At 60.3% G+C, this 26,346-nt stretch carries 24 protein-coding genes; 15 read left to right on the top strand and 9 right to left on the bottom strand.

Features of this window, described 5'->3' with window-relative positions:
* Positions 1-100: 100 nt before the first annotated feature.
* The gene (locus tag AAFM31_RS13720) at positions 101-1,258 is read right to left on the bottom strand and encodes an ATP-NAD kinase family protein (RefSeq protein WP_341708493.1); all 1,158 of its coding nucleotides are present in this window, start codon (positions 1,256-1,258) and stop codon (positions 101-103) included.
* 81 nt (positions 1,259-1,339) lie between these two features.
* On the opposite strand from AAFM31_RS13720, the gene AAFM31_RS13715 reads away from it, so the two are divergent.
* Positions 1,340-1,528, top strand: a complete 189-nt coding sequence (locus AAFM31_RS13715; protein WP_341708492.1) for a PA1571 family protein — start codon at positions 1,340-1,342, stop codon at positions 1,526-1,528.
* Here the strand turns inward: AAFM31_RS13715 and pdxB are convergent.
* Positions 1,518-2,657, bottom strand: coding sequence for a 4-phosphoerythronate dehydrogenase PdxB (gene pdxB / locus AAFM31_RS13710; RefSeq protein ID WP_341708491.1), 1,140 nt, complete (start codon positions 2,655-2,657; stop codon positions 1,518-1,520). The genes AAFM31_RS13715 and pdxB overlap by 11 nt on opposite strands.
* 414 nt (positions 2,658-3,071) lie before the next feature.
* Here pdxB and AAFM31_RS13705 point away from each other — a divergent pair, with 414 nt between their 5' ends.
* The gene (locus AAFM31_RS13705) at positions 3,072-3,968 is read left to right on the top strand and encodes an alpha/beta hydrolase (RefSeq protein WP_341708490.1); all 897 of its coding nucleotides are present in this window, start codon (positions 3,072-3,074) and stop codon (positions 3,966-3,968) included.
* Here AAFM31_RS13705 and AAFM31_RS13700 read toward each other — a convergent pair.
* The gene (locus AAFM31_RS13700; RefSeq protein WP_341708489.1) at positions 3,965-4,504 is read right to left on the bottom strand and encodes an elongation factor P hydroxylase; all 540 of its coding nucleotides are present in this window, start codon (positions 4,502-4,504) and stop codon (positions 3,965-3,967) included. The two genes, AAFM31_RS13705 and AAFM31_RS13700, sit on opposite strands and share 4 nt — an antisense overlap.
* Before the next feature lie 144 nt (positions 4,505-4,648).
* On the opposite strand from AAFM31_RS13700, the gene AAFM31_RS13695 reads away from it, so the two are divergent.
* On the top strand, positions 4,649-6,040 hold the full coding sequence (locus AAFM31_RS13695; protein WP_341708488.1) for an MATE family efflux transporter: 1,392 nt from the start codon (positions 4,649-4,651) through the stop codon (positions 6,038-6,040).
* Positions 6,041-6,060: 20 nt separating this feature from the next.
* A complete protein-coding gene (locus AAFM31_RS13690; RefSeq protein ID WP_341708487.1) occupies positions 6,061-7,131 on the top strand; it encodes a DUF3080 family protein in 1,071 nt (356 codons plus the stop codon).
* A 7-nt stretch (positions 7,132-7,138) separates the two neighbouring features.
* Here AAFM31_RS13690 and tusA read toward each other — a convergent pair whose 3' ends face one another.
* Positions 7,139-7,372, bottom strand: coding sequence for a sulfurtransferase TusA (gene tusA / locus AAFM31_RS13685; protein ID WP_341708486.1), 234 nt, complete (start codon positions 7,370-7,372; stop codon positions 7,139-7,141).
* A 130-nt stretch (positions 7,373-7,502) separates the two neighbouring features.
* On the opposite strand from tusA, the gene AAFM31_RS13680 reads away from it, so the two are divergent.
* The 4 genes from AAFM31_RS13680 (at position 7,503) to AAFM31_RS13665 (ending at position 13,086) form a co-directional block, all read left to right on the top strand.
* A complete protein-coding gene (locus tag AAFM31_RS13680) occupies positions 7,503-7,787 on the top strand; it encodes an antibiotic biosynthesis monooxygenase family protein (RefSeq protein WP_341708485.1) in 285 nt (94 codons plus the stop codon).
* A 299-nt stretch (positions 7,788-8,086) separates the two neighbouring features.
* Entirely contained in the window at positions 8,087-8,929 is an 843-nt protein-coding gene (locus AAFM31_RS13675) for a DUF4123 domain-containing protein (RefSeq protein ID WP_341708484.1), read from the top strand.
* A 24-nt stretch (positions 8,930-8,953) separates the two neighbouring features.
* A complete protein-coding gene (locus tag AAFM31_RS13670) occupies positions 8,954-12,346 on the top strand; it encodes a T6SS effector BTH_I2691 family protein (protein WP_341708483.1) in 3,393 nt (1,130 codons plus the stop codon).
* Positions 12,347-12,378: 32 nt separating this feature from the next.
* A complete protein-coding gene (locus AAFM31_RS13665) occupies positions 12,379-13,086 on the top strand; it encodes a hypothetical protein (protein ID WP_341708482.1) in 708 nt (235 codons plus the stop codon).
* A 55-nt stretch (positions 13,087-13,141) separates the two neighbouring features.
* On the opposite strand, the gene rlmM is transcribed toward AAFM31_RS13665, so the two are convergent.
* Positions 13,142-14,197 carry a 23S rRNA (cytidine(2498)-2'-O)-methyltransferase RlmM gene (gene rlmM, locus AAFM31_RS13660; RefSeq protein ID WP_341708481.1) on the bottom strand — a complete coding sequence of 352 codons (1,056 nt, stop codon included), beginning with the start codon at positions 14,195-14,197 and terminating at the stop codon, positions 13,142-13,144.
* 61 nt (positions 14,198-14,258) lie between these two features.
* Positions 14,259-14,978: a 5-methyltetrahydropteroyltriglutamate--homocysteine methyltransferase gene (locus AAFM31_RS13655; protein WP_341708480.1), complete on the bottom strand. Its 720-nt coding sequence runs from the start codon at positions 14,976-14,978 to the stop codon at positions 14,259-14,261.
* Between the two features lie 118 nt (positions 14,979-15,096).
* On the opposite strand from AAFM31_RS13655, the gene AAFM31_RS13650 reads away from it, so the two are divergent.
* The 4 genes from AAFM31_RS13650 (at position 15,097) to AAFM31_RS13635 (ending at position 18,817) form a co-directional block, all read left to right on the top strand.
* Positions 15,097-16,020 carry a LysR family transcriptional regulator gene (locus tag AAFM31_RS13650; RefSeq protein ID WP_341708511.1) on the top strand — a complete coding sequence of 308 codons (924 nt, stop codon included), beginning with the start codon at positions 15,097-15,099 and terminating at the stop codon, positions 16,018-16,020.
* Between the two features lie 228 nt (positions 16,021-16,248).
* On the top strand, positions 16,249-17,127 hold the full coding sequence (locus tag AAFM31_RS13645) for an alpha/beta hydrolase (RefSeq protein ID WP_341708479.1): 879 nt from the start codon (positions 16,249-16,251) through the stop codon (positions 17,125-17,127).
* Between the two features lie 106 nt (positions 17,128-17,233).
* Positions 17,234-17,995 (top strand): SDR family oxidoreductase, encoded by a 762-nt coding sequence (locus AAFM31_RS13640; RefSeq protein ID WP_341708478.1) that lies wholly within the window; start codon positions 17,234-17,236, stop codon positions 17,993-17,995.
* Between the two features lie 198 nt (positions 17,996-18,193).
* Complete coding sequence (locus AAFM31_RS13635; RefSeq protein ID WP_341708477.1) at positions 18,194-18,817, top strand: QsdR family transcriptional regulator; 624 nt, start codon at positions 18,194-18,196, stop codon at positions 18,815-18,817.
* Positions 18,818-18,880: 63 nt separating this feature from the next.
* Here AAFM31_RS13635 and AAFM31_RS13630 read toward each other — a convergent pair whose 3' ends face one another.
* Both AAFM31_RS13630 and AAFM31_RS13625 read right to left on the bottom strand, forming a co-directional pair.
* Positions 18,881-20,479, bottom strand: a complete 1,599-nt coding sequence (locus tag AAFM31_RS13630) for an ATP-binding protein (RefSeq protein WP_341708476.1) — start codon at positions 20,477-20,479, stop codon at positions 18,881-18,883.
* Positions 20,476-21,195, bottom strand: coding sequence for a response regulator (locus tag AAFM31_RS13625; RefSeq protein ID WP_371833038.1), 720 nt, complete (start codon positions 21,193-21,195; stop codon positions 20,476-20,478). Before AAFM31_RS13625 ends, AAFM31_RS13630 begins: the two co-directional genes overlap by 4 nt.
* A gap of 131 nt (positions 21,196-21,326) precedes the next feature.
* Between AAFM31_RS13625 and AAFM31_RS13620 the strand changes: the two genes are divergently transcribed.
* Both AAFM31_RS13620 and AAFM31_RS13615 read left to right on the top strand, forming a co-directional pair.
* Positions 21,327-21,605 carry a hypothetical protein gene (locus tag AAFM31_RS13620; protein ID WP_341708474.1) on the top strand — a complete coding sequence of 93 codons (279 nt, stop codon included), beginning with the start codon at positions 21,327-21,329 and terminating at the stop codon, positions 21,603-21,605.
* Positions 21,606-21,626: 21 nt separating this feature from the next.
* Positions 21,627-24,500: a ribonucleoside-diphosphate reductase subunit alpha gene (locus tag AAFM31_RS13615; RefSeq protein ID WP_341708473.1), complete on the top strand. Its 2,874-nt coding sequence runs from the start codon at positions 21,627-21,629 to the stop codon at positions 24,498-24,500.
* Positions 24,501-24,551: 51 nt separating this feature from the next.
* Here the strand turns inward: AAFM31_RS13615 and AAFM31_RS13610 are convergent, their stop codons facing one another.
* A complete protein-coding gene (locus AAFM31_RS13610; protein WP_341708472.1) occupies positions 24,552-24,707 on the bottom strand; it encodes a hypothetical protein in 156 nt (51 codons plus the stop codon).
* Positions 24,708-24,711: 4 nt separating this feature from the next.
* Between AAFM31_RS13610 and AAFM31_RS13605 the strand changes: the two genes are divergently transcribed.
* The gene (locus AAFM31_RS13605; RefSeq protein WP_341708471.1) at positions 24,712-25,965 is read left to right on the top strand and encodes a ribonucleotide-diphosphate reductase subunit beta; all 1,254 of its coding nucleotides are present in this window, start codon (positions 24,712-24,714) and stop codon (positions 25,963-25,965) included.
* The last annotated feature ends 381 nt before the right edge of the window (positions 25,966-26,346 follow it).

Raw genomic sequence — 26,346 nt, 5'->3', positions numbered from 1 at the left:
ACTGCCCTGTAACGAAAACGTGCCCTGCCAAGATAACGGGCCAGCGTGTCCGCGGACCGGTTAGCGGAACGCTCCCCCATCCACACCATTGTGTCCCAGCTTACTCGGCCTTCCAGCTAACCGGGTACAGCATTTCCTCACGATAACCACTGAGCACCCGGCGTAAGCCACTCAACTCACTGTCGAGCGCGCTGTCCCCGGTGTCGACCAGAAAGGGGCGTCCGGCGAGGCTGCGCAGTTTGGTCTTGGTGGCAACCACCAGCAGGTTTTCCAATCCAACCGCTCGGATAATGCGCGGCGACAGTTGCTGATTTCCCCGCCCCAGGATATGGCCCTGCCCACCGATGGCGGTCACCAAAATGCGCCAGTCGCCGCCCTGCTCGACCACCCCCCAGAGTTGCTGCTCGGTCGCATCCCGCAAAATAAGTTCGCCGTCGCGCAGAACATCGATACCCAGCAGCGTGCCTTCGAGCCCCATGGCCTCAAGCAAGCCCAGGGTGGTCGAGCCCGGCCCGAGAATCCAGCCGGTGCCGTCGTCCTGTTCTTCCTGTAGACCCGCCGCGATATCGTCGAGTACGAGCGTTTCGACCTCGCGCCCTCCCTGTTTGACCTGCTGCACGAAGCGTCCTTCTTCCGGTACCGATAGCTCGCCGTAATGGCGCGTGCGTACCTGGCCATTGCGAAAGGCCTGTTCGTCGATGTCGCGCACATCGGCTTCACGCAAGCGGATCAGTTCGCCCTGCACCAACAACGCAACCAGCTCACCCGCCGCCCGCGGGTTGACCGCATAGACTCCGGAGTGAATCTTCACCCCAGCCGGAATGCCCAGCACCAGCTGGCGGCCATCGAGCTGATTACAGATATTGCGCGCGGTGCCGTCGCCACCCGCGAACAGCAACAGATCAACGCCCTGCTCGCTCATCTGCCGTGCGATGGCTTCAGTATCTTCTGCCGATGTCTCAGGCGGGCGAGACAACGCCCCCACCACCTCGCAATCAAAACCCATATCGGTGAGCAAGTCGGCGCCCATGACGCCCGGCGCAGCCAACAGTTGGATGCGCCCGCGCAGCGGCAGCAACGGCGCCAGAGCCTGCCGCACACGACTGTGGGCCTGCGGCTCGACGCCCATCGCCAACGCCTGCTCCGCGACACCATCCGAACCCTTGAGGGCTGCGCGACCGCCAACACCGGCCAGTGGATTGATGATCAAGCCAATTCGAAAAAGCGTCTTGTGCTGCTCTGCTACGGGGTTTTCCATGTCACAAATCCGTCATGGCAATGCCATATCCTGCGTTCAGCTGCTCAAGCGGCTGAACCTGACTGATAACGGGAGACAACCATGAACGTGCCTGCCCTGAAACCGAGCCGTGAAAGCGCCGAGATTCTGGTTCACCCGGCCCATAGCGTCGGTGGTTTTATCATCGATGACGCGGGTCGCGAAGTCGCCATCACCGAACAGATGATTCAGCAAGCCTGCGAGGCGCTGGACCGTCAATGGGTGGCAGCGCAACCGCGCTTTACACACTGAATCCGGCGGCCGCCAACAACGCGGCCTGCCCTTCTCCCTCCGCCTGCAGAATCTGTACCTGCGGACATTCGCGGCGCAGCGGGTAATCCTTGCGCAGCGCATCAAATGCAGCGCCTGTGCTCTGACCAGCCAGCGGCATCATCACAGCCCGAAACCGCGCATCGTCATCACGCACGTCGTACACCTGCCGCAAGGCTTTTTCCAGCATCCACTGCGCCGGCGTCTGGGCGCTGAACTGCAACTGCGCACATCCGGCGTCCGGCGCCAGTGCCGGCAAACTCAACCGCGGTTCCTCACCACGGTGGCAACACCAAGCTCGATAAATCTGCTCGGTACCACGCAATTTGCCATCCAGACTGTAGCCTGCGATGTGCGGCGTACCCAACGCGCATTGCTTGAGCAGGGCGATGTCCACCTGCGGCTCCAGCTCCCACACATCCAGCGCTACCTGCAGATCAGACCGTTCAGTCAGCAACGCAGATAACGCATGGTTGTCGATGACCGGGCCGCGGCTGCTGTTAATCAACCAGGTGCCGTGTCGCAGGGCCATCAGTCTTGGCGCATCAAGCAGGTGCCAGGTCGCGTGCGAGCCGCTACGGGTCAGCGGAACGTGACAGCTGACCACATCAACCTGCGCCAGCAAGGTGTCCAGATCGACAAAGCCCGACTCACCACGCGCTGCCCGCGGCGGATCACAGAGAACACATTCCACCCCCAGCGCACCGAGCGTCGCGGCCAGACGACTGCCGACCTCGCCGACGCCGACAATACCGACCCGGCGCTCACGCCATGGCTGGCCGGTGCGCTCGGACAGGGTCAGCAGGCAGCTGAGCACATACTCGACCACCCCGCGCGCATTGCACCCAGGCGCGCTGGCGACCTGAATACCGGCCGCCGCCAACCCCGGCAGATCCAAATGATCGGTACCGATGGTGCAGGTACCCACAAACTGCACCGGTGTGCCTTCGAGCAGCGCCGGATCTACGCGTGTCACCGAGCGTACCAGCAAGGCGTCCGCATCCAGCAGGTGCTCGCGACGAATAGAGCGTCCGGGTAGCGTAGTCAGCCGACCTTGATCAGCAAAGAAGGCCTGCAGCAGGGGGATATTTTCATCGGCAACGATATGCATGAAGGATCACTTGGCAAAAAAGAACGCAGAGCATTGTCGAGGGTCTGCGACGGCGCGTCCACCCGGACGCGCATTTTGTCGCCTTGATGCAACAACTGCTTGCGCCGAGACACCGCCCCTGCTTAACTGAAAACCACAGTCCGAATGTGACTTTTCGGTCTGATAATGATTCCAAGCGTTTTTTGAGGCCATGCCTCACCTTTGCAGGACCTGCCTGAGTAACGGGAGCACCGACGCACCACCCACTGCGCCGCCCCCGGGACTGTCCTCACCACCCTGTCGCCATAACCACAATCACAGCGGTCGAGCTACGACCGGCGTGGCGATTTTGCTTGTTTACGGCCATTTGCCTGCAACTGCCCTGTATGACCCGCCAGCGGCGGCCGGGTCCAGCCAATTCCGGAGACAGGGAACATGAAAGCAGAACACAACGTTGTAGAAACACTAGGACAGTTCAGTATCCACACCCACTATTACGCCAGCCCGGCGCCGCGCGGCACGGTCATTCTGGTCAACGGGTCGCTGGCGACGACGGCATCCTTCGCGCAGACCGTGCGCTACCTGCAGCCACACTTTAATGTGGTGCTGTTTGATGAGCCCTATGCGGGCCAATCCAAACCGCTGAACAGCAACCGCCGACCGATTACCAAGGAACAGGAAGCCGGCATTCTGCTTGAGTTGATTGAGCACTATCAGGCCGATCACCTGATGTCGTTTTCATGGGGCGGAGCCTCAGCCCTGCTGGCCTTGGCCCAACGCCCGGCCCGAATCAAGAAGGCGGTCGTGCTGGCTTTCTCGCCGGTAATCAATTCAGCGATGCGTGCCTATCTGGAGCGCGGCATCGACCTGCTGCTCAATGCCGAGCGCCGCCAACTCGGCGACCTGCTCAACTCGACCATCGGCGAGTACCTGCCCTCACTGGTGAAACGCTTCAACTTCCGCCACATCATCAGCCTCGAAGAGCACGAGTATCAGCAGATGGCTTTCCACGTCAGCCAGGTACTGACCCAGGACACACGCTGCTACCTACGTGGCAGCGCCGATATCGACGTGCCGATTCTGTTCGTCAATGGGGATCTGGACCGTTACACCAGCGTCGAAGACGCGCGTGACTTCAACCGCTATGTTCGCCGAAGCCAGTTCGCCACCGTGCACGGTGCCGGGCATTTTCTGGACATGGAAAGCCGCGAGGCCTGGGTGCAGACCCGCGACGCCGTGTTGCAATACCTGGCGCCCGATGCGCTCAGCGCACCTGAGTCGATTGCGCCGCGCATACCACGCGGCGCCCAGGTTATACCGATGACGGTTTAGGCCGCCGCCACTGTCTGAAAAAGACCGAGGTCGAGCGCACGCCCCGGCTGATAGGCGTCGAGCAGCGCCTGCGCAAACCGGGTCGGGCGCTGCCCCATACCCTCACGCAGATACACCTGCGCCTGGGCGTGTACCTTGGCGCGGAAAGGCGCAGGATCGGTCTGTTCGCCGCTGAGGTTGTCGGTGCTGACGTCAAAGCGATGGCCAGCGGCCAAACAGAAGATCATCTCCAACGCCTGCGGTTTGACCTCAACCTGCTCAAACGTACGCTGCTGATCAGCAGTGCGCCCGTCCGGCGCGTACCAGTAGCCAAAGTCCGGCAGCAGCCGGCGTTCGGGGCCGGCGACACACCAGTGGGCAACTTCGTGCAACGCACTGCGGAAATAATCTCGGGTAAACAGAATACGGTGATGCGGATGCTCAGCGTCGGCAGGCAGATATTCCGGCTCGGGGTAGCCGCCCAACAGGCAGGTATTGAGGTCTGCTAGAAAGCATTCGTCGAACAGACGAATAAGGTCCTGACAGTCGTGATGCATGCTGAAAACCATGGGTACCGGATAACTGGGCACAGGCGCCCAAACAGACGCAAGGCGAAACATCGGCAAGCACCGCGCTAGTGCCGCTGGACAATATTCCGCAAATTGCTAGCATGAGCGGTTTTGACGTCAGGTCCAGCCCGAATGACCAGCACTCCCCCCTTCCCCGCTCGGGCGCGCATTGTAACAGAACTGCGCGCACTGATTGCGTTGGTGCTCCCGATCATCGCGGCGCAGCTGGCGCACACGCTGCTGGGCTTTGTCGACACGGCAATGGCCGGACGCGTCAGCGCCGAGGCGCTGGCGGCCGTGGCACTGGGCAACTCGTTCTGGATTCCGACCCTGCTGTTTCTGACCGGGGTGATGATGATCGTCACCTCCAAGGTCGCCGCAGCCAACGGCGCCGGTCGCATCAGCGAGACCGGCGCACTGGTGCGTCAGGGCGCCTGGCTCGGCCTGATCATCGGTTGCGGCTGCATGGTGTTTCTCAACCTGATGCGGCCGGTACTGGGCTGGATGCAGGTCGACCCTGCGCTGGTACCGGTCACCTTGAACTATCTGCTGGCCATTTCCCTCGGCTTCCCTGCCGTGGGCGTGATGTTGGCACTGCGTGGTCTGAGCGACGGGCTGTCACGCACCAAACCGGCGATGCTGATCGGCTTTATTGGTTTGGCAATCAACGTGCCTGCCAATTACGTGTTGGTCTACGGCAAGCTTGGCTTCCCGGCCATGGGCGCTGTGGGCTGCGGCGTCGCTACGGCCATCGTCATGTGGGCAATGCTCGGCTGCCTGTTGGTCTACCTGCGGCGCTCGCCGCTGTATCGCCAGTGCGGCCTGTTCGATCGCTTTGACTGGCCCAAAGCACGCACCCAAGGCGAGCTGATCGGCCTTGGCTTTCCGATCGGGATGGCACTGTTCGCCGAAACCAGCATGTTTGCGGTCATCGCCCTGCTCATCGGCAGCCTCGGCGCCATCGTGGTCGCCGCGCATCAGGTCACCCTCAACTTTACCTCGCTGGCGTTCATGGTGCCCTTTAGCCTAGGCCTGGCCATCACCGTACGCGTGGGCCATAACCTTGGGCGTGGTGGTGCTCGTGACGCCATGCTGGCAACCAAGGTCGGGCTGGTGCTCGCCCTGCTGTTTGCCGCCATCGCGGCCGCCATCATGTTTACGCTGGCCCGGCAGATCCCGCTGATCTATACCCAGGACCCGCAAGTACTGGCTCTCGCCTCCAGTCTGTTCGCTCTGGCTGCGCTGTACCAGTTTTCCGATGCCGTACAGGTAGCCTGCGCCGGCGCCCTGCGCGGCTTCCAGGACACCCGTTTGCCAATGCTGCTGACCATGATTGCTTACTGGCTGATCGGCCTGCCGACCGGCTATGTGCTGGGCCTGACTGACTGGCTTGGGCCTGCGCGCGGCCCAGCGGGATTCTGGATCGGGTTGATCGTCGGCCTGAGCAGTGCGGCACTATTCCTTGGTTTGCGACTGCTCACCGTCAGCCGCAAACCCGTTTACCAGCAGGGGCTTCATCACTGAGCCCATGGCATACTGGCGCCATGCGCCTATTGCCCGCCTTACTCATTCTGCTGTCCATTACCGCGCTCTGTGTCGGCTGCCAGCCAACGCCCGACGCAGAGCGGCAGATGGACAATTATCTGGAACGCGTTGCCCGCGTCCTAAAGCAAGACGTAGCCCCGTTTGATACCAACCAGCTCAGTCAATACCGGCTGCCCGAACGCCGTGAGCGACTCTACGACATCCCCGCCGAACGCATCAGCCTGCTGGATCTGCTGATCGATGTGAATCAATGCAAGCCGCTGCAGCAGCGCATCGCCGAACGTAACAGCGTGCTTGGCAAGGTCATGCCCTGGAGCAGTCGTCTCGGTTATGAGGGCGAACTGATCCGCGCGCTGGACACCTGCCGGCACACCCTGGAAAACGACCCGCAGCAACAAGACTTGCTGACCAGTCTCAACGACATCGCCGAGCGCAAGCGCAGCCAGCTGCCAGCCGTATTCTGGAATGCAATTAACGCCAGCAGCGAAACAGAAAACTACCTGCGCTTCGCCAACGAGCCACTAGCGGTGAGCGAGATATTGTCTGACGAGGCTCTGCCAGCACTGCAGCAGCTGACGGCCATCGGTAATGCCCTGCCAGAACAGCTTCCCCCACCCACCAGCGAACTGGATCCACTGTTTCAAGCGCTGCAGCGCAGCCCACACAGCAGTCAGCTGATCACCGCGCTCGCGCAAACCCGACACGGCCTGCACCAGGCAACCACAATGCTGCGGGCACGCCCGGCCAACTACCTTTGCCCGATGAATCAGCCGTCAGAGCGATCAAAGATCCTGCTAAACGTTTTTGTGTTGTTCTATGCGGGCGAAATCCAACCCTATTTGGCGCAGTTGCAGCGACTCGGAGAGCCCTGGGCGGAGCAGATCAGGCAGTTGCAGGCCGTGCCGCATATTCCGCCTGCAACGGCGCAGGCGCTGGATCAACTGGCGGGTAAGCCGGCGTCGCTGTGGGAGAGTTACCGGCAAGCGGTCGAAGAGCACACGCGCGCATGGCAGGACGTGCTTGGCGCCTGCCAGTCCGCACCGGGTCAAGCTGGCTGGCAGACACCCTGAGCGCGGGTCAGCCCGCCTTGCGGATCAGGTAGTGAAAAACGCCGCCAGTCTCGTGCTGCTCAACCAGTTCGTGCCCAAGGAAACTGCAAAAGCGCGGGATGTCACGCTGGGTTGACGGATCGGTCGCGAGCACTTGCAGCAGATCACCAACCGTCATATCGCGCACCGCATTGTGCAGCATCATGACCGGTTCAGGGCACATCAAGCCCTGAGTATCGAGGGTGGCAGTGGCGTCAGACATGAGGCGAGTCCCGCATTTAAAAAAAGCGATTATCCCGAAATGCTCTAGTCCTTGCCAGAAGCAGTCTGCCGACCGACACTTGAGGTGAAGGTCGTCAACGACGTAACACCCCAGTGGGTAAGGAACAAGCATGATCAAGGTGTTGATTCAACGGGATATCGCAGAAGGTCTGGAGCAGCCCTACGAAGAGGTTGCGCGCCGCGTGTTATCAGCCGCAATCCAGTCACCGGGCTTCCTCTCGGGCGAGTCATTCCGAGATATGGAACACCCGAATAGACGGGTCATCATAGTGACTTGGCAAAACATTCACTCCTGGCAGCGCTGGGAAGAATCGGAAGCCCGCCGCGACGCAATCAGCAACTTCGCCCCCATTCTGCTTGAAGAAGAGCGAATTACGCTGCTTGAGCCGCTCTAGTCTCGCCAGCGCAGCGAACGCCCACGCCAGACAAGGCTCAGCAATTCTGGCGTGACCGCTGCGTTAATGCATTTTCATCAGCAAATGCGCACTGCCTCGAATTTCTCCGCGCTTTTCACTGTCCATCCGCACGAATGTCCCTAAGCTTTGCCACCTGCATCCGAGCACCGTCCCTCGGACGCTGTATGAATCGCATTGCAAGGAACACGGATGTTCGCCCCACTCGCCACAGAGCTGCTTGCTCTATATCCAAATAACGATGGATCCGCGCAGTATGCGCACACCGCTGGTATCGGGCCATGATCTGTCGATACCTGCTGGTCGACGGCGCCCGTTACCCCAATGCTCTGGCCCGCCTGTACAACCGTCATGAGGCACTGGAAGTCGAGCCACTCTATTTCGACACACCCTGGCACGCAGCAGCCGACCTTGGCCCGTTATTGGTCAGCGCTGACGCCGACTCCGCACTCCTTCGTGACATTGAATCGGACGCAGAACTGCACGCCAGCGCCACCGTGATCTGCAGCCAGGCACCAGGTGCTGCGGTGGTCAGTCACCTGCGTGGTTTCAATCGCGTCGCTGACGTAACTGGTGGGGAAACACTGCTCCGCTATGCCGATCCGCTGGTCGCGTGGTTCTGGTTGAGCAGCTATAGCGCCGAAGCCCTTGGAGCGGTTATGGGGCCGATCAGCGAATGGCATATTGCGGAGCCGTCAGCCGTTTCGGTTCAGCAAGAGTCACCTCGCTGGCGTGTTTTTAGTCACGCTGCCAAGCCAGCAGACCCACAACTGCGCATTTCAATACTCGGCCGCGCACAGCTCTCAGCCCTCGAACAAGCCGGCCAGCTTCAGCTTAAAGGCCGGCTTTACCGCTGGCTGCAACAGCATCGACCTGCGGTGCTGTCGAGCATGCCAGAGGGCGCCCTGGATGACTGGCTTAACGCACGCCTTGCGGACGCCTCAGCCTGCGGCCTGACCACCGAGCGCAGTTTCGCAGTCTGGTGCGACGTCAGCCTGTGTGAAGGCAATGACTTTGCCGCCGCCCCGCAAGGGTCTTATCAGCGATGGCTCGCTGAACAGCAAGTTCCGCCAGCGCAAACACCTGATCAGCAGATACAACACTACTACCGCAGCGTCGTATGAACTGTGCCAAGGAAGGACGAAACCATGACGATCTTGCATAGGGACCAAGCACTACTGGAAAGCCTCTGGGCTGCGTTCGAAGACAAACCTGCCAGCGCCACCGGCCAGTGCCCGCTGCAGCAGCGCGAGGTCGCCATCTTCCCGGTGCGGTATGCGCTTGATCAGGCCGCGGAGAGTCCAGATCAGGCCGGCCCCAACCCTATTCCCTCGGACTGGCAGGGCCATCAAACCTTACCCGCTCTCAGCCAACGCTCCTACACCCTGCGGCAGCTGCGCGATGGCTGGCTGTATGTGTTAGACCACACCACGAACACGCTGGACGAATACCAGATAACCGGCGCTGGCTTCAGCAAAGTGACCAGTGAAGCCGAGCCAAGTGATCAACCACTTGCATGCGGCGTGAGCACAAACCACGTGCTGTATCCGCGCCAGCATCAGCTGCACATCGCCTACTCCAACGCGCAGTGGACCGCTCGGACACGCGAGCGCATGCAGGACCCGGCCAATCAGACCAAGTGGATGCGCCCCCTCGATCTCGCTGCCTACGAGAAAACACTTTCCGCCCCCCACTGCGCGCCACTCAGACAGCTTGGCGACGCTGTCGCCGATATCGACAACGGCGCAGCCATCCCCGGTCAACGCTTCGACAGTACGACCATGCCTACTGAGGGCACGGATATCGATGCCACGCACAAAGCCGCCCTCGGCAGCAACACGGTGCTCGCCAGCGTACCCGATCAGGACTCGGCGCTGTTCATCGCACTCGACGACACCCTCGGCATCCTCGACGACCTCAGCATGCAAAGCGCCGGGCCCGCGCTGGAGTTAAGTCAGTTCGAGGAACAACACCTTCACAAACTGACCATCGCCCAGCACGTCGAACTGCTGGCGGGCGTTGATTTTTCGGCGCTGGAAGCACAGAAGGACCTGTCACCAGAGGCCTTTCATACATTCAAACAGACAGCGCAGGATTACCTGACCGCCAAGGCTCGTTACCTGAGGGAGCTGAACAGACCAGGCGAATTCAGCGTGGTCGCCGCACATGCTGCCCTGGAATATCATAAGCAACAGCTAATTACTGCCCACGGCCAGGATGCACCAGCCAGGCTAGAAACGCTGGTTGAACAATGGGGGGCTCGCGAGCCCCTGCGCGACCAGGTCCGGTTTGAGGAATCACAAGCCTTCGCGCTGGAAAAACAGCAGGCGCTTGAGGATATACACGCAAGACTGACACCCGCCCTGCAAGACTTGATCACCTGGCTCAAGCGGCTGGGGCCTGATCCACTAGGGCTGTTCCTCGATCAGACTGACGAACAGCAGTGCCTCAGTCTGCTCAACCACGCTGATGCCTGGCTAGCGTTCCTGACCCAGGACCAGCAGACTCAGCAGTGGATAGTCATGGACTACGCTGCGCCCAGAACCCTGGTCGGTCTGGCCAACTACAACTTTGATGCCGAGCTGGCCTCCGGCATCGAGCAACTGGTCGAAGAGTTCGTCGAGCACGGTGGCATCTCGATAGCCACCGCCGCCTCAGTTGCCAAACGCACGCAGGAAATCAGCGACGTTCTCAGCAATGAAACCATTCGCAACAGCGCGATCTTTCAGCGCCTGAGCAGGCCAGCGCAGAAGGCCTACGAAACCTTGCTGCGCGTCGCCAGCCAGCACTATGAGAGCGTCTGGCACGCATTCGAATTCAAACTGCTGCCTGCAATCAGTAGTCGCCACGCACCCCGATGGAAAACGCTTGCCCACGCGACCATCTCGGTCTCAATACAAAGTCTGATCAACGAAACCCGCCCGTTTCTGGTGATCGACAGCCAGTACCAGCAAAAGCACGCAGCCTGGATGCAAAGGGTCACGCAGCTAACCCGCCGAATCGATGCTCAGACCCGCGTGGCAACAATGGGCAGAACTCACGATCGGATGGCCGCGGTACGGGACGTCCATCAGCTCAAGCGCCAGCTCGAAACCCTCATGCTGGAGATGCCAAACAAAATACTGGCCAGCGGCGAGGTCAACACCCGAACCCTGCACACCCGGACCGAACAGCGTACTTACTCCATTCAGGCCCACGTCCGCGCCGAACTGGCGCAGCAGCTGGAGCTGAAAGCCAGAGACTACGGCGCCTATCTAAAGCGGGTTAACGAATGGACAAAACGCAACGCCACACAGGGTCTCGCAGGCCTGGTCACAGCACTGAACATCTGGAACTTCCACGAAGCCATGACCACCGCCAGCGCCGATGGCGATTGGAACCAACAGGACCAACTGGCGGTAAGCACAGCAGCCAGCAGCATGCTGGCGAGTTTGACCACAATGACGTTGATTCCGGCTTGGTCGAGGATTAGCAGCCTGACCGGGTCAGTTAAAACTGTTTCAGGAAAGCCGCAGGTCATGCTGCTGACCAAGGCAGCGGCAAACAAATGGAACGGAGGCATGGCCTACAAACATCTATTCAAGAGCTTCGCCGCAAGAGTGATTGCTGTATCGGCGCTCTCGGCAATAGCAGCGGTGTCCGAGACTCTGGCGTTACAGGATCAAATTAACGAATCGGAATCACACGGTAGACACCTAGCCTTACGAACAAAGCAAATATCCACGATCGCTATGGCAGGGGTTTCAATCATCCAGCTAGGGATATCCCTTGGAGCATGGACCGGGGCATTTTCCACGGGAGCGGTTCTCGGACCATGGGTGGTAATAGCACTCCTATTAGCTGGTGCGGTGTACTTCGCGGCCTCACTCTTGGCAGATGCTCTAAAGCTGGAGGGCTTCAAGCTCTGGCTTTATCGCAGCAGTTGGGGCAAAGACAGTCCTAGCTATTGGCCGAGCACTGAAGATGGCCGAAGAAACGAACTTCTTGCTCTCAATGAGACACTGCTCCGCCCGACATTATTGGCAAAAAACCAGACCAATGGACTTTGGCTAAAGCTACTTTTACCACCTGACTTAGCCGGAAAAACCGTAACAATCGAGCCAGCGATGATCACCCGCGGAGGTTGGTTCACTGCAGACAGAGAAGCAGACTACCGCTCTGGCATGTATGCCGGTTACTTCTCTCAAGGTTGCTGGGTCAGCTCTAAGGAAGTTGGAGATTGGGGAGCGCAGGGAGTCCGCAATTCCCCTTGGCCCAGCTACCTCACAAACGAATGGCGCGTATGGCTGGTTTTTCTGCCTCGGTCCGCAGGAATGGACAAAATGGAACTCAGCATCAAATACCCACCGGAGGTTTTGCAGCGGCCTGAGAACCTCGGTTACCGATTCAGCATCGAGCTCATTGGCTTGAGTGCGGGCGATCTGCACGAAAATCCCTACATCACCAACTCGAACGCGGTTCCAGAACCAACGGGAGATCCTCTGCAAGTTGACCTGCGCAGCGAGAACTCTCGGTCGAAGTTTTATCTGGGGGTAATCTGATGAGAAGGACTTCATGGCGCAAGACAAGCGATTTGTCGACCCGCATTGACTGGCAATACCCCAATGAAAAAGCAGCGATGACGTGGACAGTCAAAGCAATCGACAAAAGAATAATGAACGAAGGCGCGGTCATCATTGCTGCCATTCTCATAACAATAGTGCTCGGCCTTTGGATAGGCATGGGAAGCTCAGTATTCCTCGCTACGATTCCCATGATTTTTCTCTTTTACAAACAAGCCATGCAAAAAACCGTCTTTGTCTACCGCGCAACCTCCGAGCACCTGGAAGTTTGTCGCTGGCAAGACATCCCAAACATGGTCTTTATCTTCCTGCGTGTATTCCCTTTCCTAATGATTGGGATTGTCTTGATGTTGCTGATCAACAACCCGGCGCTGTCCATCGCGGCACTGGCCGGCCCAGCCTTGGTAGGGATAGGACTCGCGTCGGTGGGTTCTGACTCCAGTTACCAATCCTACTGGCAAGACTTCCAACACGACGTCTATCGGTGGAGTGAAGTCCTTGAGGCCATGCTCGACGCCAAGCAGGGCCTCATCGTGATCACGCTGCCCTATGAGCTTCCTGCTGAGTATGCGGCGGAGATAGAAAACCCGGAGCAGTACAACAGACAGGATGCCCGCCTGTATTTTCGAAAAGATCAGGAGGCGGAGGTAATTGAAATGGTCAAACAGCGCATTCCTGACATCGACATGACGCCCGGGCGGCAGGTATACGAGTTGTAGCCAGTACCAGCCTTCCGAGGAAGGCTGAACAAAGAGCGAAGTATCGGCAATGCGCTTAACGCAACACCCGAATATGGCAGGTCACCTCTTCCCTGTCGGTGTACAACTGCTTGCAGGCAAGCTCTGCTCTGATTCCCGCTTCATCCAGTGCATCCTGAATATGCGCCAGACATTGCATTACTTCGGGGTATCGCTGCTTCATCGGCAACTTGAAGTTGATGATCAGCTCGCGGCACAGCTTCTGGGTGATCCATTTCGCAGCCAAGGCGCTGCTGCGGGCGGGTTTGTCCACGATATCGCAGACCATCCAGTCGACGGTGCGCTTGGGCTTGTACATGTAGCCGTCGGCTTGCACGTGTTCAACCTGGCCGCTGTCCATCAAACGACGGTCCATAGGCCCATTATCCACCGCAATTACCTTCATCAGCCGATTAACCAGCTGCCAAGTCCAACCGCCGGGGGCGGCACCCAGATCGACGGCAGTCATACCGGCTTTAAGGCGCATATCCCAGTCATCACGCGGGATGAAGTGGTGCCACGCCTCTTCCAGCTTCAGTGTCGAGCGGCTGGGCGCTTCTTTCGGCACGCGCAGACGCGGAATACCCATCGGCCAAGGTGCGCCGTTATCAGCCCAGGACCAGCCGACGAAGACCTTCTGGCCGCTCTCAAAGCACAGGTGCAGACGCGGCAGTTCGGTTTTGTTTGGGCGCACGAAGCGCGTCTTGGTCAGCGCGCGCTCAAGCGGCCCTTTGAGCTTTTTGGTGAGCGCCGCGAGCGCCTTGCCGTCGTTGGTATCGGCGGTTTCCAGCCAGATCAGCGAGGCAATCGGGCCTTGAGCGCAGGCTGTGATGATGGGGCTGACGCGGTCTTCCGGGTCCAAGTCGACCCAGCTACCCAGCGCCCATTGGCGAACGAAGATCAGCTGCTGGTAATTGATCGCCCGCATGAGCTGCTCGGCATCCCCGGTCTCAGGGCAGACAAAGCGCACCAGGGCGCTGCCGTCACGGGTCACGGGGTAGCCGGCAATGCCTTGCTCATTGGCCAGTTCCTGCATTTCCGCAGCGGCTTCGCCCTCGAAGCCTGGACGGCAATGAAGTAACAGTTCCTGCATGATTCGCTCCCGAAAGGTAATGGGGCGCTACTCTACAGGCAGACCGGCACAGGTTGAAGCGTCAGGCCGCGATCCGCGACGAGTTGTTAAGGCCTGCGGCCAGTTCGGCAAGCTGATCAGGGTCAGCGGCGGCGAGCCACAGACGCGGGCCCAAGCGCTGATGCGCGCTTTGCAACGGCGCCGCCAACGCCGCCGAGTGGTCAGCGTCAGGCAAGACCAACGACAGCGCCTTGTAGGCGGGAAGCCGATCCAGCACCGCAACCAACTCGCGCTCCGCATCGTGCAATTCGATCTGCAACGCGTCGACCGGCAGACTGCAAGCCAGCCCCAGATTGTCGATCAGCGCGCCACCGCTCACAGCCAGCAGGCGCTTGAGCGCCGTGCGCTGCAGCCGATTGTAGCTGCGCTCGCAGGCAGCAGCCCAGGCAGGCGCCAGCGGCCTTGCCAGCAGAGGCTCATCCAACTCGACCCACTCCACTCCGTGCTTGCCAAGCGCAAGCAGCAGGTCGTCATAGGCATCCAGCAAAGCGTCCAGTTGCTCCAGCCCAGCCTCGTCTCCTGCCGCTATCGACCAAAGCAGCGACAGCGGGCCCGGAATAACAGGTTTGACGCTGAACCCTGAAGCGCGCGCGCTGGCGACTCGACCCAGCAGCGCGCCAAAGGGCGGTATACCCTCAGTGGCCACGACGCTGACCCATGCCATACCGGCCTCAGCCTGCTGCTGCCAGCACGCTGACTCCTGAGCGGGTGATGTGATTTGGCCGGATTGGTGCAACAACATGGGGTGTCTCCTGATAGTTCAAAACTGTCGGCCATGCTCGCGCGAGGCAACCGCTGAATCAAACTCATATTGCTCATGCTATAGTTCGATTTTTCTCATGCAGACTGATCCCGCCGCCATGCTTGAACTCCGCCACCTGCGCACCCTGGCCACCCTGCGCGAGGCCGAAAGCCTTGTAGAAGCAGCCGAGCGACTGCATCTGACCCAGTCAGCCCTGTCGCATCAAATCAAGGACCTGGAAGAGCGGCTCGGCATGAGCCTGTTTGTGCGCAAGAGCAAACCCGTGCGCTTCACCAGCGCCGGATTGCGGTTACTGCGCCTGGCAGACGCCCTGCTACCGCAGGTGCGCCAGGCCGAGCGTGATATTCAACGCCTCGCTGGCGGGCAGGCCGGACGCCTGCATATGGCCATCGAGTGTCACAGCTGCTTTCAATGGCTGATGCCGACCATTGATCAGTTCCGCAACGCCTGGCCTGAGGTGGAAGTCGATTTCGCCTCCGGTTTCTTCTTCGCGCCGCTGCCTGCATTGGCCCGTGGCGATCTGGATCTGGTTGTCACCTCGGACCCGCTCGACATTCCCGGCATCAGCTATGTACCGCTGTTTACCTACGAGGCCCTGCTGGCGGTCAGCAACCAGCACCCACTCAGCACCCGCCAGTACGTCAGCCCAGAGGACCTTGCCGGCGAGACGCTGATCACCTACCCGGTCGAGCGTGAGCGTCTGGACGTCTTCAAGCAATTTCTCGACCCCGCCAGCGTCGAACCGTCAGGCATTCGCACTGCCGAAATGACGGTAATGATGATGCAGCTGGTCGCCTCCGGTCGTGGCGTTTGCTGTCTACCCAACTGGGCGCTCGCTGAATACCTGCACAAGGGCTACGCCAGTGCTTGCCGGCTTGGGCCGGAGGGTTTGTTCGGCACCCTGTATGCCGCTGTGCGGGAAGACATGATGGCCATGCCGTACCTGCAGGATTTTCTGCTGACAGCCAAGGACACGTCCTTCTCGACCCTTGAAGGAGTCAGCGCAAGACCTACCGACTAACCCCATTCGGGTGAGCTGGCACGGTGCCGTATCGCAAGCGGCCCTGGTGTTTTTGTTGCCTCAACAACACGTTGCTGCCGATACCTGAAAAAAACGTCATCTCAGCACTGAGACAAACCGCCTGGCTAACCCATCCGGGCGACTTTACCGCGTTATCCAAGCCCCTACCGTGAGTCTCCTGCGCGACATGCGCAGCTATTCCAAAAACAACAGAAAAGGACTCTCAGGATGAATGCACCTCTGTTCAAGCTGGCCGCGCTGACCCTCGGCCTGTCGCTCTCCAGCCTCGCGCTGGCCACCAACCCCGGTGGTGGTGGTGGCGGTGGCGGCACCGGCAACCCGACTACCGGCACCGGCTTCCCCGGCGTGAGCAGCTTCAGCGCCGATGGCCCTTTTGCTACCACCAGCGGCAGCGCCGGGTTCAGCTGTACCGTGTTCCGCCCGTCCACGCTCGGTGAAAACAACCGCAAACACCCGATCATTGTCTGGGGCAACGGCACCACTGCCTCCCCGGATGACTATGCCGACCTGCTGGAGCACTGGGCCTCACACGGCTTTGTAGTCATCGCCGCCAATACCTCCAACGCTGGTACCGGCGAAGATATGCTCGACTGCGTGAACTACCTGACCACCCAGAACAACCGCAGCTTTGGCACCTACTCCAATAAGCTGGACCTGAGCCGCATCGGCGCCGCAGGCCACTCCCAGGGCGGCGGCGGCACCATCATGGCCGGGCAGGATTACCGCATCAAAGTCACGGCGCCATTCCAGCCCTACACCATCGGTCTGGGCCACAGCAGCAGCTCGCAGTCCAATCAGAACGGACCGATGTTCCTGATGACTGGCAGCGCCGACACCATCGCTACACCCAGCCTCAACGCACTGCCGGTCTACAACCGCGCCAACGTGCCGGTGTTCTGGGGAGAGCTGTCCGGTGCCAGCCACTTCGAGCCGGTCGGCAACGCCGGCAACTACCGTGGCCCGGCTACCGCCTGGTTCCGCTATCACCTGATGGATGACGCCAGCGCCGAAGGCACCTTCTACGGCAGCAACTGTGATCTGTGTACCGACAGCAGCTGGGATGTACGCCGCAAGGGCATCAACTAAGCCCAAAGCCATGCTGACAGCTCGCAAGCTGTCAGCATGGCGACACTTCCTGCCATAACCTCTGGTGTATCCTCTGTACGACTCATACAACAACAGAGGAACATGCATGTCTGCTTCCCCCACCAAGGTCGCGCTGGTAACCGGCGCAGGCACCGGCATCGGCCGCGCCACCAGCATCGCACTGCTCAAGGCCGGCTACCACGTAGCCCTGACCGGCCGCAACGCTGACAAACTGCAGCGCAGCCTTGAAGGCCTCGGCGAGCTGGCGAACAACGCACTGGTCATCACCTCCGATGTACGGGACCCGGCCTCGGTCAAGGCGCTATTTGATCAGGTGCAGTCCACTTGGGGACGACTGGACGTGCTGTTCAACAACGCCGGTACCGGCGCCCCGCCGTTGCCACTGGAAGACCTGCCCTTCGAGCACTGGCAGGCCACCATCGAAACCAACCTGACCGGTGCCTTTCTGTGCACCCAGCAGGCGTTTCGTCTTATGAAGGCACAATCCCCAATGGGCGGTCGCATCATCAACAACGGCTCCATTTCCGCCACCACCCCCCGCCCGAACTCCGCGCCCTATACCTCGTCCAAGCACGCCATGACCGGCCTGACGAAGAGCACATCGCTTGATGGTCGCAAATACAACATCGCCTGCGGCCAGATCGACATCGGCAACGCCGCGACCGAAATGGCTGCCCCAATGGCCCGAGGTATACCGCAAGCCAATGGTGAAATCGCCGTCGAGCCGACCATGGACGTCGAGCACGTCGCCCAGGCAGTCGTGCATATGGCCGAGCTGCCGCTGGAAACCAACGTCCAGTTCATGACCATCATGGCGACCAAGATGCCTTTCATCGGCCGCGGCTGACACGCCCTTGAGACGTCTGGCGCGGGCGTTTCCCGGCCAGACGAAAGCACTCGTTGGCGAGGCAATGAAGCTTGGTTACAAATTCACTCGCATCACCACCAATGACCCACTAACGGGACACTTTCCTTCTTGGTATCAGCATTGCTACCATGCACGGCGATACATAAGAAAAAACCAAAAACGCCAGGAAAGCACCGAATGACCAGTCAGCAGACTCCCCTCGCTATTGCCCTATCCAAACGCAAGTCCGACGAACGCGCTACGCCGATCTCCGCATTTCGCATGGCGCGCAGCTGGTGGCTCGAAGGCCGCCGTCTGAACCTGTCGCAACTGGCCGAGGAACTGGGTATCGGGCGGGCAACCCTGATGCGCTGGGTCGGCAACAAGGATTTGTTGATGGGCGAAATCTTGTGGTCGCTGTATAAGCGCATCTACGACGAAGCCATCGCCCGAGCCGAACAGACGCCCAACCTCAAAGGTATTGAGTACCTCACCCAAATCTATGAGGACATCAATGTAGCGCTGATCAATGCGCGACCGATGTACGACTTCCTGCAGGCCGAACCACAGTGGGGCCTGCAGCTCCTGACCGCGCGCGCCTCAGGGCTGCAGGAGCGCCTGATCAGCACTTGGCAGAAGATGTTCGAAGAGGCAATCGCCGCCGGTGAAATCAAGCCGGAGATGGACGCCCAGAGCCTCGCCCTGTACATCGTGCGTATCGGTGAAAGCGCCATATACTGCGACCTGATCTGCGGTCGAAAACCCGAACCGGGCCCGGCAACCACCGCATTCCGTTTGCTGGTAAACGGCCATCAGCCCTGAGTAGAAACGAAAAAGGGCACAGCTTGCTGTGCCCTTTTCGGTATTCGACCCGCCCTTAGCGCCTCAAGACTGCTGCCGCAACGGCCAGTCAACAATGAACGCCGCACCGCCCAGCTCCTTTGACGTCTCCACCCGCGCGTAACCGCGATGCCAATAGGCAATCCGACGAACGATGGACAACCCTAGGCCGTATCCACCGCTCGCCCGCGTGCGACTGTCGTCCAGGCGCAGAAACGGCGTAAAGATCCGCTCACGATAAGCCTCGGGAATCCCGGGACCGTCATCCTCGACCGTCAACCGGCAACGTCCGTTGGCGACTCGGGTGGTAACCTTCACCCGCGAAGCAGCATGGCGCACCGCGTTGCTGACCAGATTGGTCAGGGCCCGATGCAGATAACGCGCCTCGGCATCCACCACATGGGCACGGCCGTTAGACAGGTCTTCATGCTGCAACTGCACACTGGCCGCCAGAGGTAAAAGCTCGGCCATAACCTGCTCAACCGTGCCGAGCACATCGACCGGCTGCAGCACCAGTGCCGGCGCCCCCTGCTCGAGACGGGCATAGGTAAGAATCTCGTCGACCAGCTTGTCCAGCTCGGTGAGATCGCCGTCCATGCTGTCGAGATAGCGCTTCATATCCGCTTCGCTGGCCGCGGTCTCGACCATCTCCAGACCGAAGCGCAAGCGCGCAACCGGCGTACGCAGTTCGTGCGAAACCGCACGGATCATCTCCTGCTGAATCCGCATCATGCGTTGCAGGTGCCCGGCCATGTCGTTGAATGCCCGGGCCAGACTGCCGACCGAGTCACTACCGATCGCCTGGGCCCGCGCATCCAGATTGCCGCGCGCAAGATGGGTAGCCGCTGACTCAAGGTTCATCAGGCGCTGCTCCAACTGCCGCACCAGCAGATAGATCAGCAGACCACTGAGCGTCAGCGCCAGCAGGCCCGTCATCAGCAGCATTTCCGGCGGATACTCCTGCATCTGATAAATCGGCCCGAGACTGATCACCCAGTTAGTATCCGGGATCTTCATGTACATCATCACCGCATCGCCATCAGGACCGAGGCTGAGCACGGTGTCGAACTCGTCCAGACGCCGGCGTTGGTCCGCGTCCAGATCGGTTTCGTTCAGACGGGTCAGGTTAAGCGGGAAGCCGAACCCCTTGTCGCGCCGCAGCCGCTGCAACCAGGTCGGCATGTCGCCTTCAGGGTGTCGCACCAGTTCATCGGCGATCAGGAACAGCGTCGCGCGGCCAAGCTGCTCGGAGATCTTCTCGATATCGGCGGTGAGCACCTGCTGCTGACTTAGATCCACCAGACTGTAAACGCGCACTTCCGACGGCGCGCGACTGAGCACCAGCACCCGCCCCTGGATCAACCGCGACCAGTTACTCGACTCCAGCCCCAGATCATCCAGCCGACGCAGTTCCAGCGGCACGCCGATCAGCCGCATCCAGACGGCCAATGCCTTCTGCCGCTCAGCCTCATCCATCGGCTCGAGGTTATCAGCCATCAAACGAAAGGTGCCGGTAGCCATGCGCTCGCGGTAATCCTCGGCGCGCACGTCGTTGATCATCCGGATGCTGACCAGGGCCAGGCAGGAGACGGCGACCAGCACCAGCAGCATGCCGCCGTAGATACGCAGAAAAATCGAATTCACAGCTGATCAGGACCGGGGCTGACGAACAGATAACCCTTGCTGCGAACGGTTTTGATCAGTCGAGGCAGGTCGGGATCGTCACCAATCTTGGGACGAATGCGCGAGATTCGCACGTCGATCGAGCGGTCCTGACCGTCGTACTCGATACCGCGCAGGGCGATAAAGATCTCCTCGCGGCTGAGAATGCGGCCAGCGTTGCTGGACAGCAGCCAAAGCAGATCAAATTCAGCACCGGTCAACTCGATCAGCTCACCACGCAACCACGCCTCACGGCGGTCGTTATCGATGACAAGCTCACCAAACTCGAGCCGTGTCGGCACACTCTCCGCCTCTGGCTCGCTGGTGCGTCGCAGCAGCGCGCGGATGCGCGCGAGCAGCACCTGCGGACGTACTGGCTTGTGCACGTAGTCATCAGCGCCGAGTTCCAGGCCGCGAATCTGCGCCTCATCCTCACTGCGCGCAGTGAGCATCAGAATCGGCCGCAAGAAACCTGCCGCACGCACCCGCTCACAGATGGAAAGACCATCCTCGCCCGGCAGCATCAGATCAAGAACCACCAACGCCGGCTGGGTGTCGAGAATGCGCTGCACCGCCGCACCACCATCCGCTTCGACCTCAACCTGCAGCCCCTGCGCCTGCAGAAACTCCGCAATCAGGCCGGCCAGCTTCTGGTCGTCCTCGACGATCAGGATGTAACCGCTGTCTGTCTCCACCATCGCCTCCCGCTCGCTGAACCACTCAAATCAGCCGGCGATTGTAGCACTGGCCCGTTGTCAGGCCACAGCCCCTAATCCAGAGCAGCGGAAACAGTTCTTTTCCCGCTCGGAAACGGCGGGAACGCAAGCGCATGAAAAACACCAGATATAGTGAAAAATGTTCTATGACCGCAAACCCGCACCAACGCTGCGCTAGCGCCAAGGTCAAGCAGGAGCAGCAAAAAAATCCGCAAATAATCGCCTTGCCACATCAAAAAACACACACTATCTTGTGCCGAACACAAAGCAGACACCTAGATATTGATCAAATAGTCATCAACGGCCACAAGCCCGCATTGACCGTCTGCCGCTTGCAAACCCGCACGAAGTGGGCCGTGCAAGCAAAACCAAACATCTACATATTGTGTTGACGACCAAACAAGGAGCATGTCATGCAGGTCACCCCTTCCGCCGCCGGCGCCACTTCATCCCCCCTGCAGACAGATAGCCCGCAGAACCCGGACCTGCAGCTCAGCGCTCCCGGTCAGTTGCGCGTCATCAAGCGCAACGGCACGCTGGTTCCCTATACCGACGACAAGATTCGCATCGCCATGACCAAGGCCTTTCTGGCCGTCGAAGGCAGTCAGGCTGCGGCGTCCTCACGCATCCGTGCGACCGTCGATGAGCTGACCGATGTGATCAGCGCGATCTTCAAGCGCCGCCTGCCCTCCGGCGGCACCCTGCACATCGAAGAGATTCAGGATCAGGTCGAACTGGCGCTGATGCGCTCCGGCGAACAGAAAATCGCCCGCGCCTACGTGCTCTACCGTGAAGAGCACGCCCGCCAGCGTCAGGCGCGCCAGAGCGTCGCCGAAGCCCACCCGAGCATTCGCATCACCCTGCCCGACGGCAGCCGCGAACCGCTGGATCTGGGCCGCCTGCGCACCGTCATCGCCGAGGCCTGTGAGAGCCTGCCGGAAGTCGATGCCAATCACATCGAGCATGAAACGCTGAAGAACCTGTACGACGGCGTGACCCAGATTGACGTCAACACCGCACTGGTGATGACCTCCCGTACCATGGTCGAGCGCGAACCGAGCTACAGCCAAGTCACCGCTCGCCTGCTGCTGGACAACCTGCGTGCCGAAGCGCTGAGCCACCTCGAGATTGCGCCCAGTGCCACCCACGGCGAAATGGCCGAGCTGTATGCCAAGACCCTGCCCGCCTACGTCAAGGCCGGTATCGACTACGAGCTGCTAGATGCCAAGCTGGCCGACTACGACCTGGAGCAACTGGGGGCCGCGATTGACCACAACCGCGACCAGCTGTTCGGCTACCTCGGCTTGCAGACCCTGTACGACCGCTACTTCCTGCACCGCGACGGCACCCGCATCGAACTGCCGCAGATTTTCTTCATGCGCGTGGCCATGGGCCTGGCCATTGAAGAGCCGCAGAAGAACGAGCGCGCCATCGAGTTCTACAACCTGCTGTCCAGCTTCGACTACATGGCGTCCACGCCGACCCTGTTCAACGCCGGCACCTTGCGCCCGCAGCTGTCCTCCTGCTACCTGACTACCGTGCCGGACGAGCTGTCTGGCATCTACAAGGCAATCCACGACAACGCCATGCTGTCCAAGTTTGCTGGCGGTCTGGGTAACGACTGGACGCCGGTTCGCGCCATGGGCGCCTATATCAAAGGCACCAACGGCAAGAGCCAGGGCGTGGTGCCCTTCCTCAAGGTGGTCAACGACACCGCCGTTGCGGTCAACCAGGGCGGCAAGCGCAAGGGCGCGGTCTGCGGCTATCTGGAGACCTGGCACCTGGATATCGAGGAATTCCTCGAGCTGCGCAAGAACACCGGTGACGACCGTCGCCGCACCCACGACATGAACACCGCGAACTGGATTCCGGACCTGTTCATGAAGCGCGTCTTCGAAGATGGCCAGTGGACCCTGTTCTCACCTTCCGACGTGCCGGACCTGCACGACCTGACCGGCAAAGCCTTCGAAGAGCGCTACGAGTACTACGAAGCGCTGACCGAGTACGGCAAGCTCAAGCTGCACAAGAAAGTCCGCGCCGCCGACCTGTGGCGCAAGATGCTCAGCATGTTGTTCGAGACCGGCCACCCGTGGCTGACCTTCAAGGACGCCTGCAACCTGCGCAGCCCGCAGCAGCACGCCGGCGTGGTCCACAGCTCCAACCTGTGTACCGAGATCACCCTGAACACCAGCGCAGACGAAATCGCTGTCTGTAACCTCGGCTCGGTCAATCTGGTCAACCACATTGTTGACGGCAAGCTCGACACAACCAAGCTGGAGCGCACAGTGCGCACCGCCGTGCGCATGCTCGATAACGTCATCGACATCAACTACTACTCGGTACCGCAGGCGCGCAACTCCAACCTCAAGCACCGCCCGGTTGGTCTGGGTCTGATGGGCTTCCAGGATGCGCTGTACCTGCAGCACATCGCCTACGGCTCCAACGAAGCCGTTGCCTTCGCCGACCAGTCGATGGAAGCCATCAGCTACTTCGCCATCCAGGCCTCCTGTGATCTGGCCGACGAGCGCGGCAGCTACTCCAGCTTCGACGGCTCGCTGTGGTCACAAGGCATCCTGCCCTACGATTCGCTCGACATCCTCGCCGAGCAACGCGGCGCCAAGTACATGGAAGTCGATCGTAGCGTCACCCTCGACTGGGAGCCGGTGCGCGAGCGGGTCAAGAAAGGTATCCGTAACTCCAACATTATGGCCATCGCGCCGACCGCGACCATCGCCAACATCACCGGCGTATCGCAGTCGATCGAACCGACGTACCAGAACCTGTACGTCAAATCGAACCTGTCCGGCGAGTTCACCGTGATCAACCCCTACCTGGTTCGCGACCTCAAGGCGCGCGGCATGTGGGACGCGGTCATGGTCAACGACCTCAAGTACTACGACGGCTCGGTGCAACAGATCGACCGCATCCCGGACGACCTCAAGGCGCTGTACGCCACCGCGTTTGAAGTGGAAACCAAGTGGATCGTTGAAGCCGCCAGCCGTCGCCAGAAGTGGATCGATCAGGCCCAGTCGCTGAACCTGTACATCTCCGGCGCCAGCGGCAAAAAGCTGGACGTGACCTACCGCATGGCGTGGTTCCGTGGTCTGAAAACCACCTACTACCTGCGTGCGCTGGCAGCGACCAGCACCGAGAAGTCGACCGTCAGCACCGGCAAGCTGAACGCCGTTGCCAACGGCGCAGAGCCCCTGAGTGCAGCCCCTGCTGGCCCCGCACCGGTGCCAAAGGCCTGTTCTATCGACGATCCGGACTGCGAGGCGTGTCAGTAAACGCACGTATCTGAGCGGCGCCCGCGTTGTTGCCGGGAGCCGCTCACTCGCTCAGCTACGCGCGTAGGCCGCAGCAAAACACAGCATCATCCCCGCGAAGACGGGAATCCAGAAGAACTCAAGCGCAGCGCCGACACCCTCGCCGCCGCACAGAACAACCGGCCGGTTGCAGCCCACCGCTTGCAGCTGGCGACCAAAGGGAGCCACAACCATGCTCAGCTGGGACGATTTCGACAGCGAAGACACCACCATCGCACCCGCCGCCAAGGCAGCCGCCAAACCGAGCGTACCGCTTGCCGACAGCCCGGTCATGGAAAACATCGCCGAAGGTTCGGTAGAAGACGCGCGCCAGATCAGCGCCGACGACTCCGACGCCATCGCCCGCGCAAAGGCCGCGCTGGATGAGCTGGATATTCAGGAAGGCCTGGACGATCTGGAAGGCTCCGCCGCCCGCGTTCAGGTTGGCGACAAGCAGATGATCAACGCCCGCGCCGACCTCAACCAACTGGTGCCCTTCAAGTACGAATGGGCCTGGCAGAAGTACCTCGACGGGTGCGCCAACCACTGGATGCCGCAAGAGGTCAACATGACCGCCGACATCGCTCTGTGGAAGAGCGCAGACGGCCTGACCGAAGACGAGCGCCGTATCGTCAAGCGCAACCTCGGCTTCTTCTCCACCGCCGACAGTCTGGTCGCCAACAACCTGGTGCTGGCCGTGTACCGCCTGATCACCAACCCCGAGTGCCGCCAGTACATCCTGCGTCAGGCCTTCGAAGAGGCGATCCACACCCACGCCTACCAGTACTGCATCGAGTCACTGGGCATGGACGAAGGCGAGATCTTCAACATGTACCACGAGATCCCCAGCGTCGCGAAAAAGGCCTCATGGGGCCTCAAGTACACCCGTTCGATCTCCGACCCGACCTTCACCACCGGCACCGTCGAGACCGACAAGGAACTGCTGCGCAACCTGATCGCCTACTACTGCGTACTGGAAGGCATCTTCTTCTACTGCGGCTTCACCCAGATCCTGTCCATGGGCCGCCGCAACAAGATGACAGGCACCGCCGAGCAGTTCCAGTACATCCTGCGCGACGAATCCATGCACCTGAACTTCGGCATCGACGTGATCAACCAGATCAAGATCGAAAACCCGCACCTGTGGGACGACGCCATGAAGGACGAAGCAACCCAGATGATTCTCCAGGGCGCGCAACTGGAAATCGAATACGCCCGCGACACCATGCCCCGCGGCGTACTCGGCATGAACGCCGCGATGATGGAGGACTACCTCAAGTTCATCGCCAACCGCCGCCTGACCCAAATCGGCCTGAAGGAGCAATACCCCGGCACCACCAACCCCTTCCCGTGGATGAGCGAGATCATGGACCTGAAGAAGGAGAAAAACTTCTTCGAAACCCGCGTGATCGAGTATCAGACTGGTGGCGCGTTGAGCTGGGATTGATTTGATTACTGAGCGCCTTGACCCCAAAAAAATGAGGCATGAACGCTCAAGAAACCAGATAGGAAAGAAGACGAGAAGCAGAAGTAAAAACGCCCAGAGTTCGTGGCTCTGGGCGTCGAATCTCCTTCACGACAAGCAACCATCGTCGAAGGAGTGTGGACAGATAACTGCCCTTCAGCACGACGCAGTTTACTTGGGAATCTGCCACCGTCAAGCGGCTTGCTATTTGCGAGGAACAGCTCATGGCCAAGACTCAAGAGGGGAAGAAAAAGGTACATGTACCTTCTCACACCCGTAAGACTCCCAGCGGCAAAACCGTGACGGTGCCTGAACACTACCGCTCAACGCCCAACTAAGCAGGCTGAAGCCCCGGTAGCGATA

It is taken from the genome of Halopseudomonas sp., assembly GCF_038130085.1.
GTDB lineage: Bacteria > Pseudomonadota > Gammaproteobacteria > Pseudomonadales > Pseudomonadaceae > Halopseudomonas.
The sequence above is the reverse complement of the archived record's forward strand: the minus strand, read 5'-3'. Positions and strand labels throughout refer to the sequence as shown.

Excerpts from the sequence above, each read along its gene's own strand:
- AAFM31_RS13615 (WP_341708473.1), top strand. The coding sequence starts at position 21,627 with ATGCAGGTCACCCCTTCCGCCGCCGGCGCCACTTCATCCCCCCTGCAG.
- AAFM31_RS13675 (WP_341708484.1), top strand. The coding sequence starts at position 8,087 with ATGATCTGTCGATACCTGCTGGTCGACGGCGCCCGTTACCCCAATGCT.
- AAFM31_RS13645 (WP_341708479.1), top strand. The coding sequence starts at position 16,249 with ATGAATGCACCTCTGTTCAAGCTGGCCGCGCTGACCCTCGGCCTGTCG.
- rlmM (WP_341708481.1), bottom strand. The coding sequence starts at position 14,197 with ATGCAGGAACTGTTACTTCATTGCCGTCCAGGCTTCGAGGGCGAAGCC.
- tusA (WP_341708486.1), bottom strand. The coding sequence starts at position 7,372 with ATGTCTGACGCCACTGCCACCCTCGATACTCAGGGCTTGATGTGCCCT.
- AAFM31_RS13715 (WP_341708492.1), top strand. The coding sequence starts at position 1,340 with ATGAACGTGCCTGCCCTGAAACCGAGCCGTGAAAGCGCCGAGATTCTG.
- AAFM31_RS13720 (WP_341708493.1), bottom strand. The coding sequence starts at position 1,258 with ATGGAAAACCCCGTAGCAGAGCAGCACAAGACGCTTTTTCGAATTGGC.
- AAFM31_RS13670 (WP_341708483.1), top strand. The coding sequence starts at position 8,954 with ATGACGATCTTGCATAGGGACCAAGCACTACTGGAAAGCCTCTGGGCT.
- AAFM31_RS13655 (WP_341708480.1), bottom strand. The coding sequence starts at position 14,978 with ATGTTGTTGCACCAATCCGGCCAAATCACATCACCCGCTCAGGAGTCA.
- AAFM31_RS13705 (WP_341708490.1), top strand. The coding sequence starts at position 3,072 with ATGAAAGCAGAACACAACGTTGTAGAAACACTAGGACAGTTCAGTATC.
- AAFM31_RS13640 (WP_341708478.1), top strand. The coding sequence starts at position 17,234 with ATGTCTGCTTCCCCCACCAAGGTCGCGCTGGTAACCGGCGCAGGCACC.
- AAFM31_RS13625 (WP_371833038.1), bottom strand. The coding sequence starts at position 21,195 with ATGGTGGAGACAGACAGCGGTTACATCCTGATCGTCGAGGACGACCAG.
- AAFM31_RS13680 (WP_341708485.1), top strand. The coding sequence starts at position 7,503 with ATGATCAAGGTGTTGATTCAACGGGATATCGCAGAAGGTCTGGAGCAG.
- AAFM31_RS13605 (WP_341708471.1), top strand. The coding sequence starts at position 24,712 with ATGCTCAGCTGGGACGATTTCGACAGCGAAGACACCACCATCGCACCC.
- AAFM31_RS13620 (WP_341708474.1), top strand. The coding sequence starts at position 21,327 with ATGAAAAACACCAGATATAGTGAAAAATGTTCTATGACCGCAAACCCG.
- pdxB (WP_341708491.1), bottom strand. The coding sequence starts at position 2,657 with ATGCATATCGTTGCCGATGAAAATATCCCCCTGCTGCAGGCCTTCTTT.
- AAFM31_RS13695 (WP_341708488.1), top strand. The coding sequence starts at position 4,649 with ATGACCAGCACTCCCCCCTTCCCCGCTCGGGCGCGCATTGTAACAGAA.
- AAFM31_RS13690 (WP_341708487.1), top strand. The coding sequence starts at position 6,061 with ATGCGCCTATTGCCCGCCTTACTCATTCTGCTGTCCATTACCGCGCTC.
- AAFM31_RS13650 (WP_341708511.1), top strand. The coding sequence starts at position 15,097 with ATGCTTGAACTCCGCCACCTGCGCACCCTGGCCACCCTGCGCGAGGCC.
- AAFM31_RS13700 (WP_341708489.1), bottom strand. The coding sequence starts at position 4,504 with ATGCATCACGACTGTCAGGACCTTATTCGTCTGTTCGACGAATGCTTT.
- AAFM31_RS13635 (WP_341708477.1), top strand. The coding sequence starts at position 18,194 with ATGACCAGTCAGCAGACTCCCCTCGCTATTGCCCTATCCAAACGCAAG.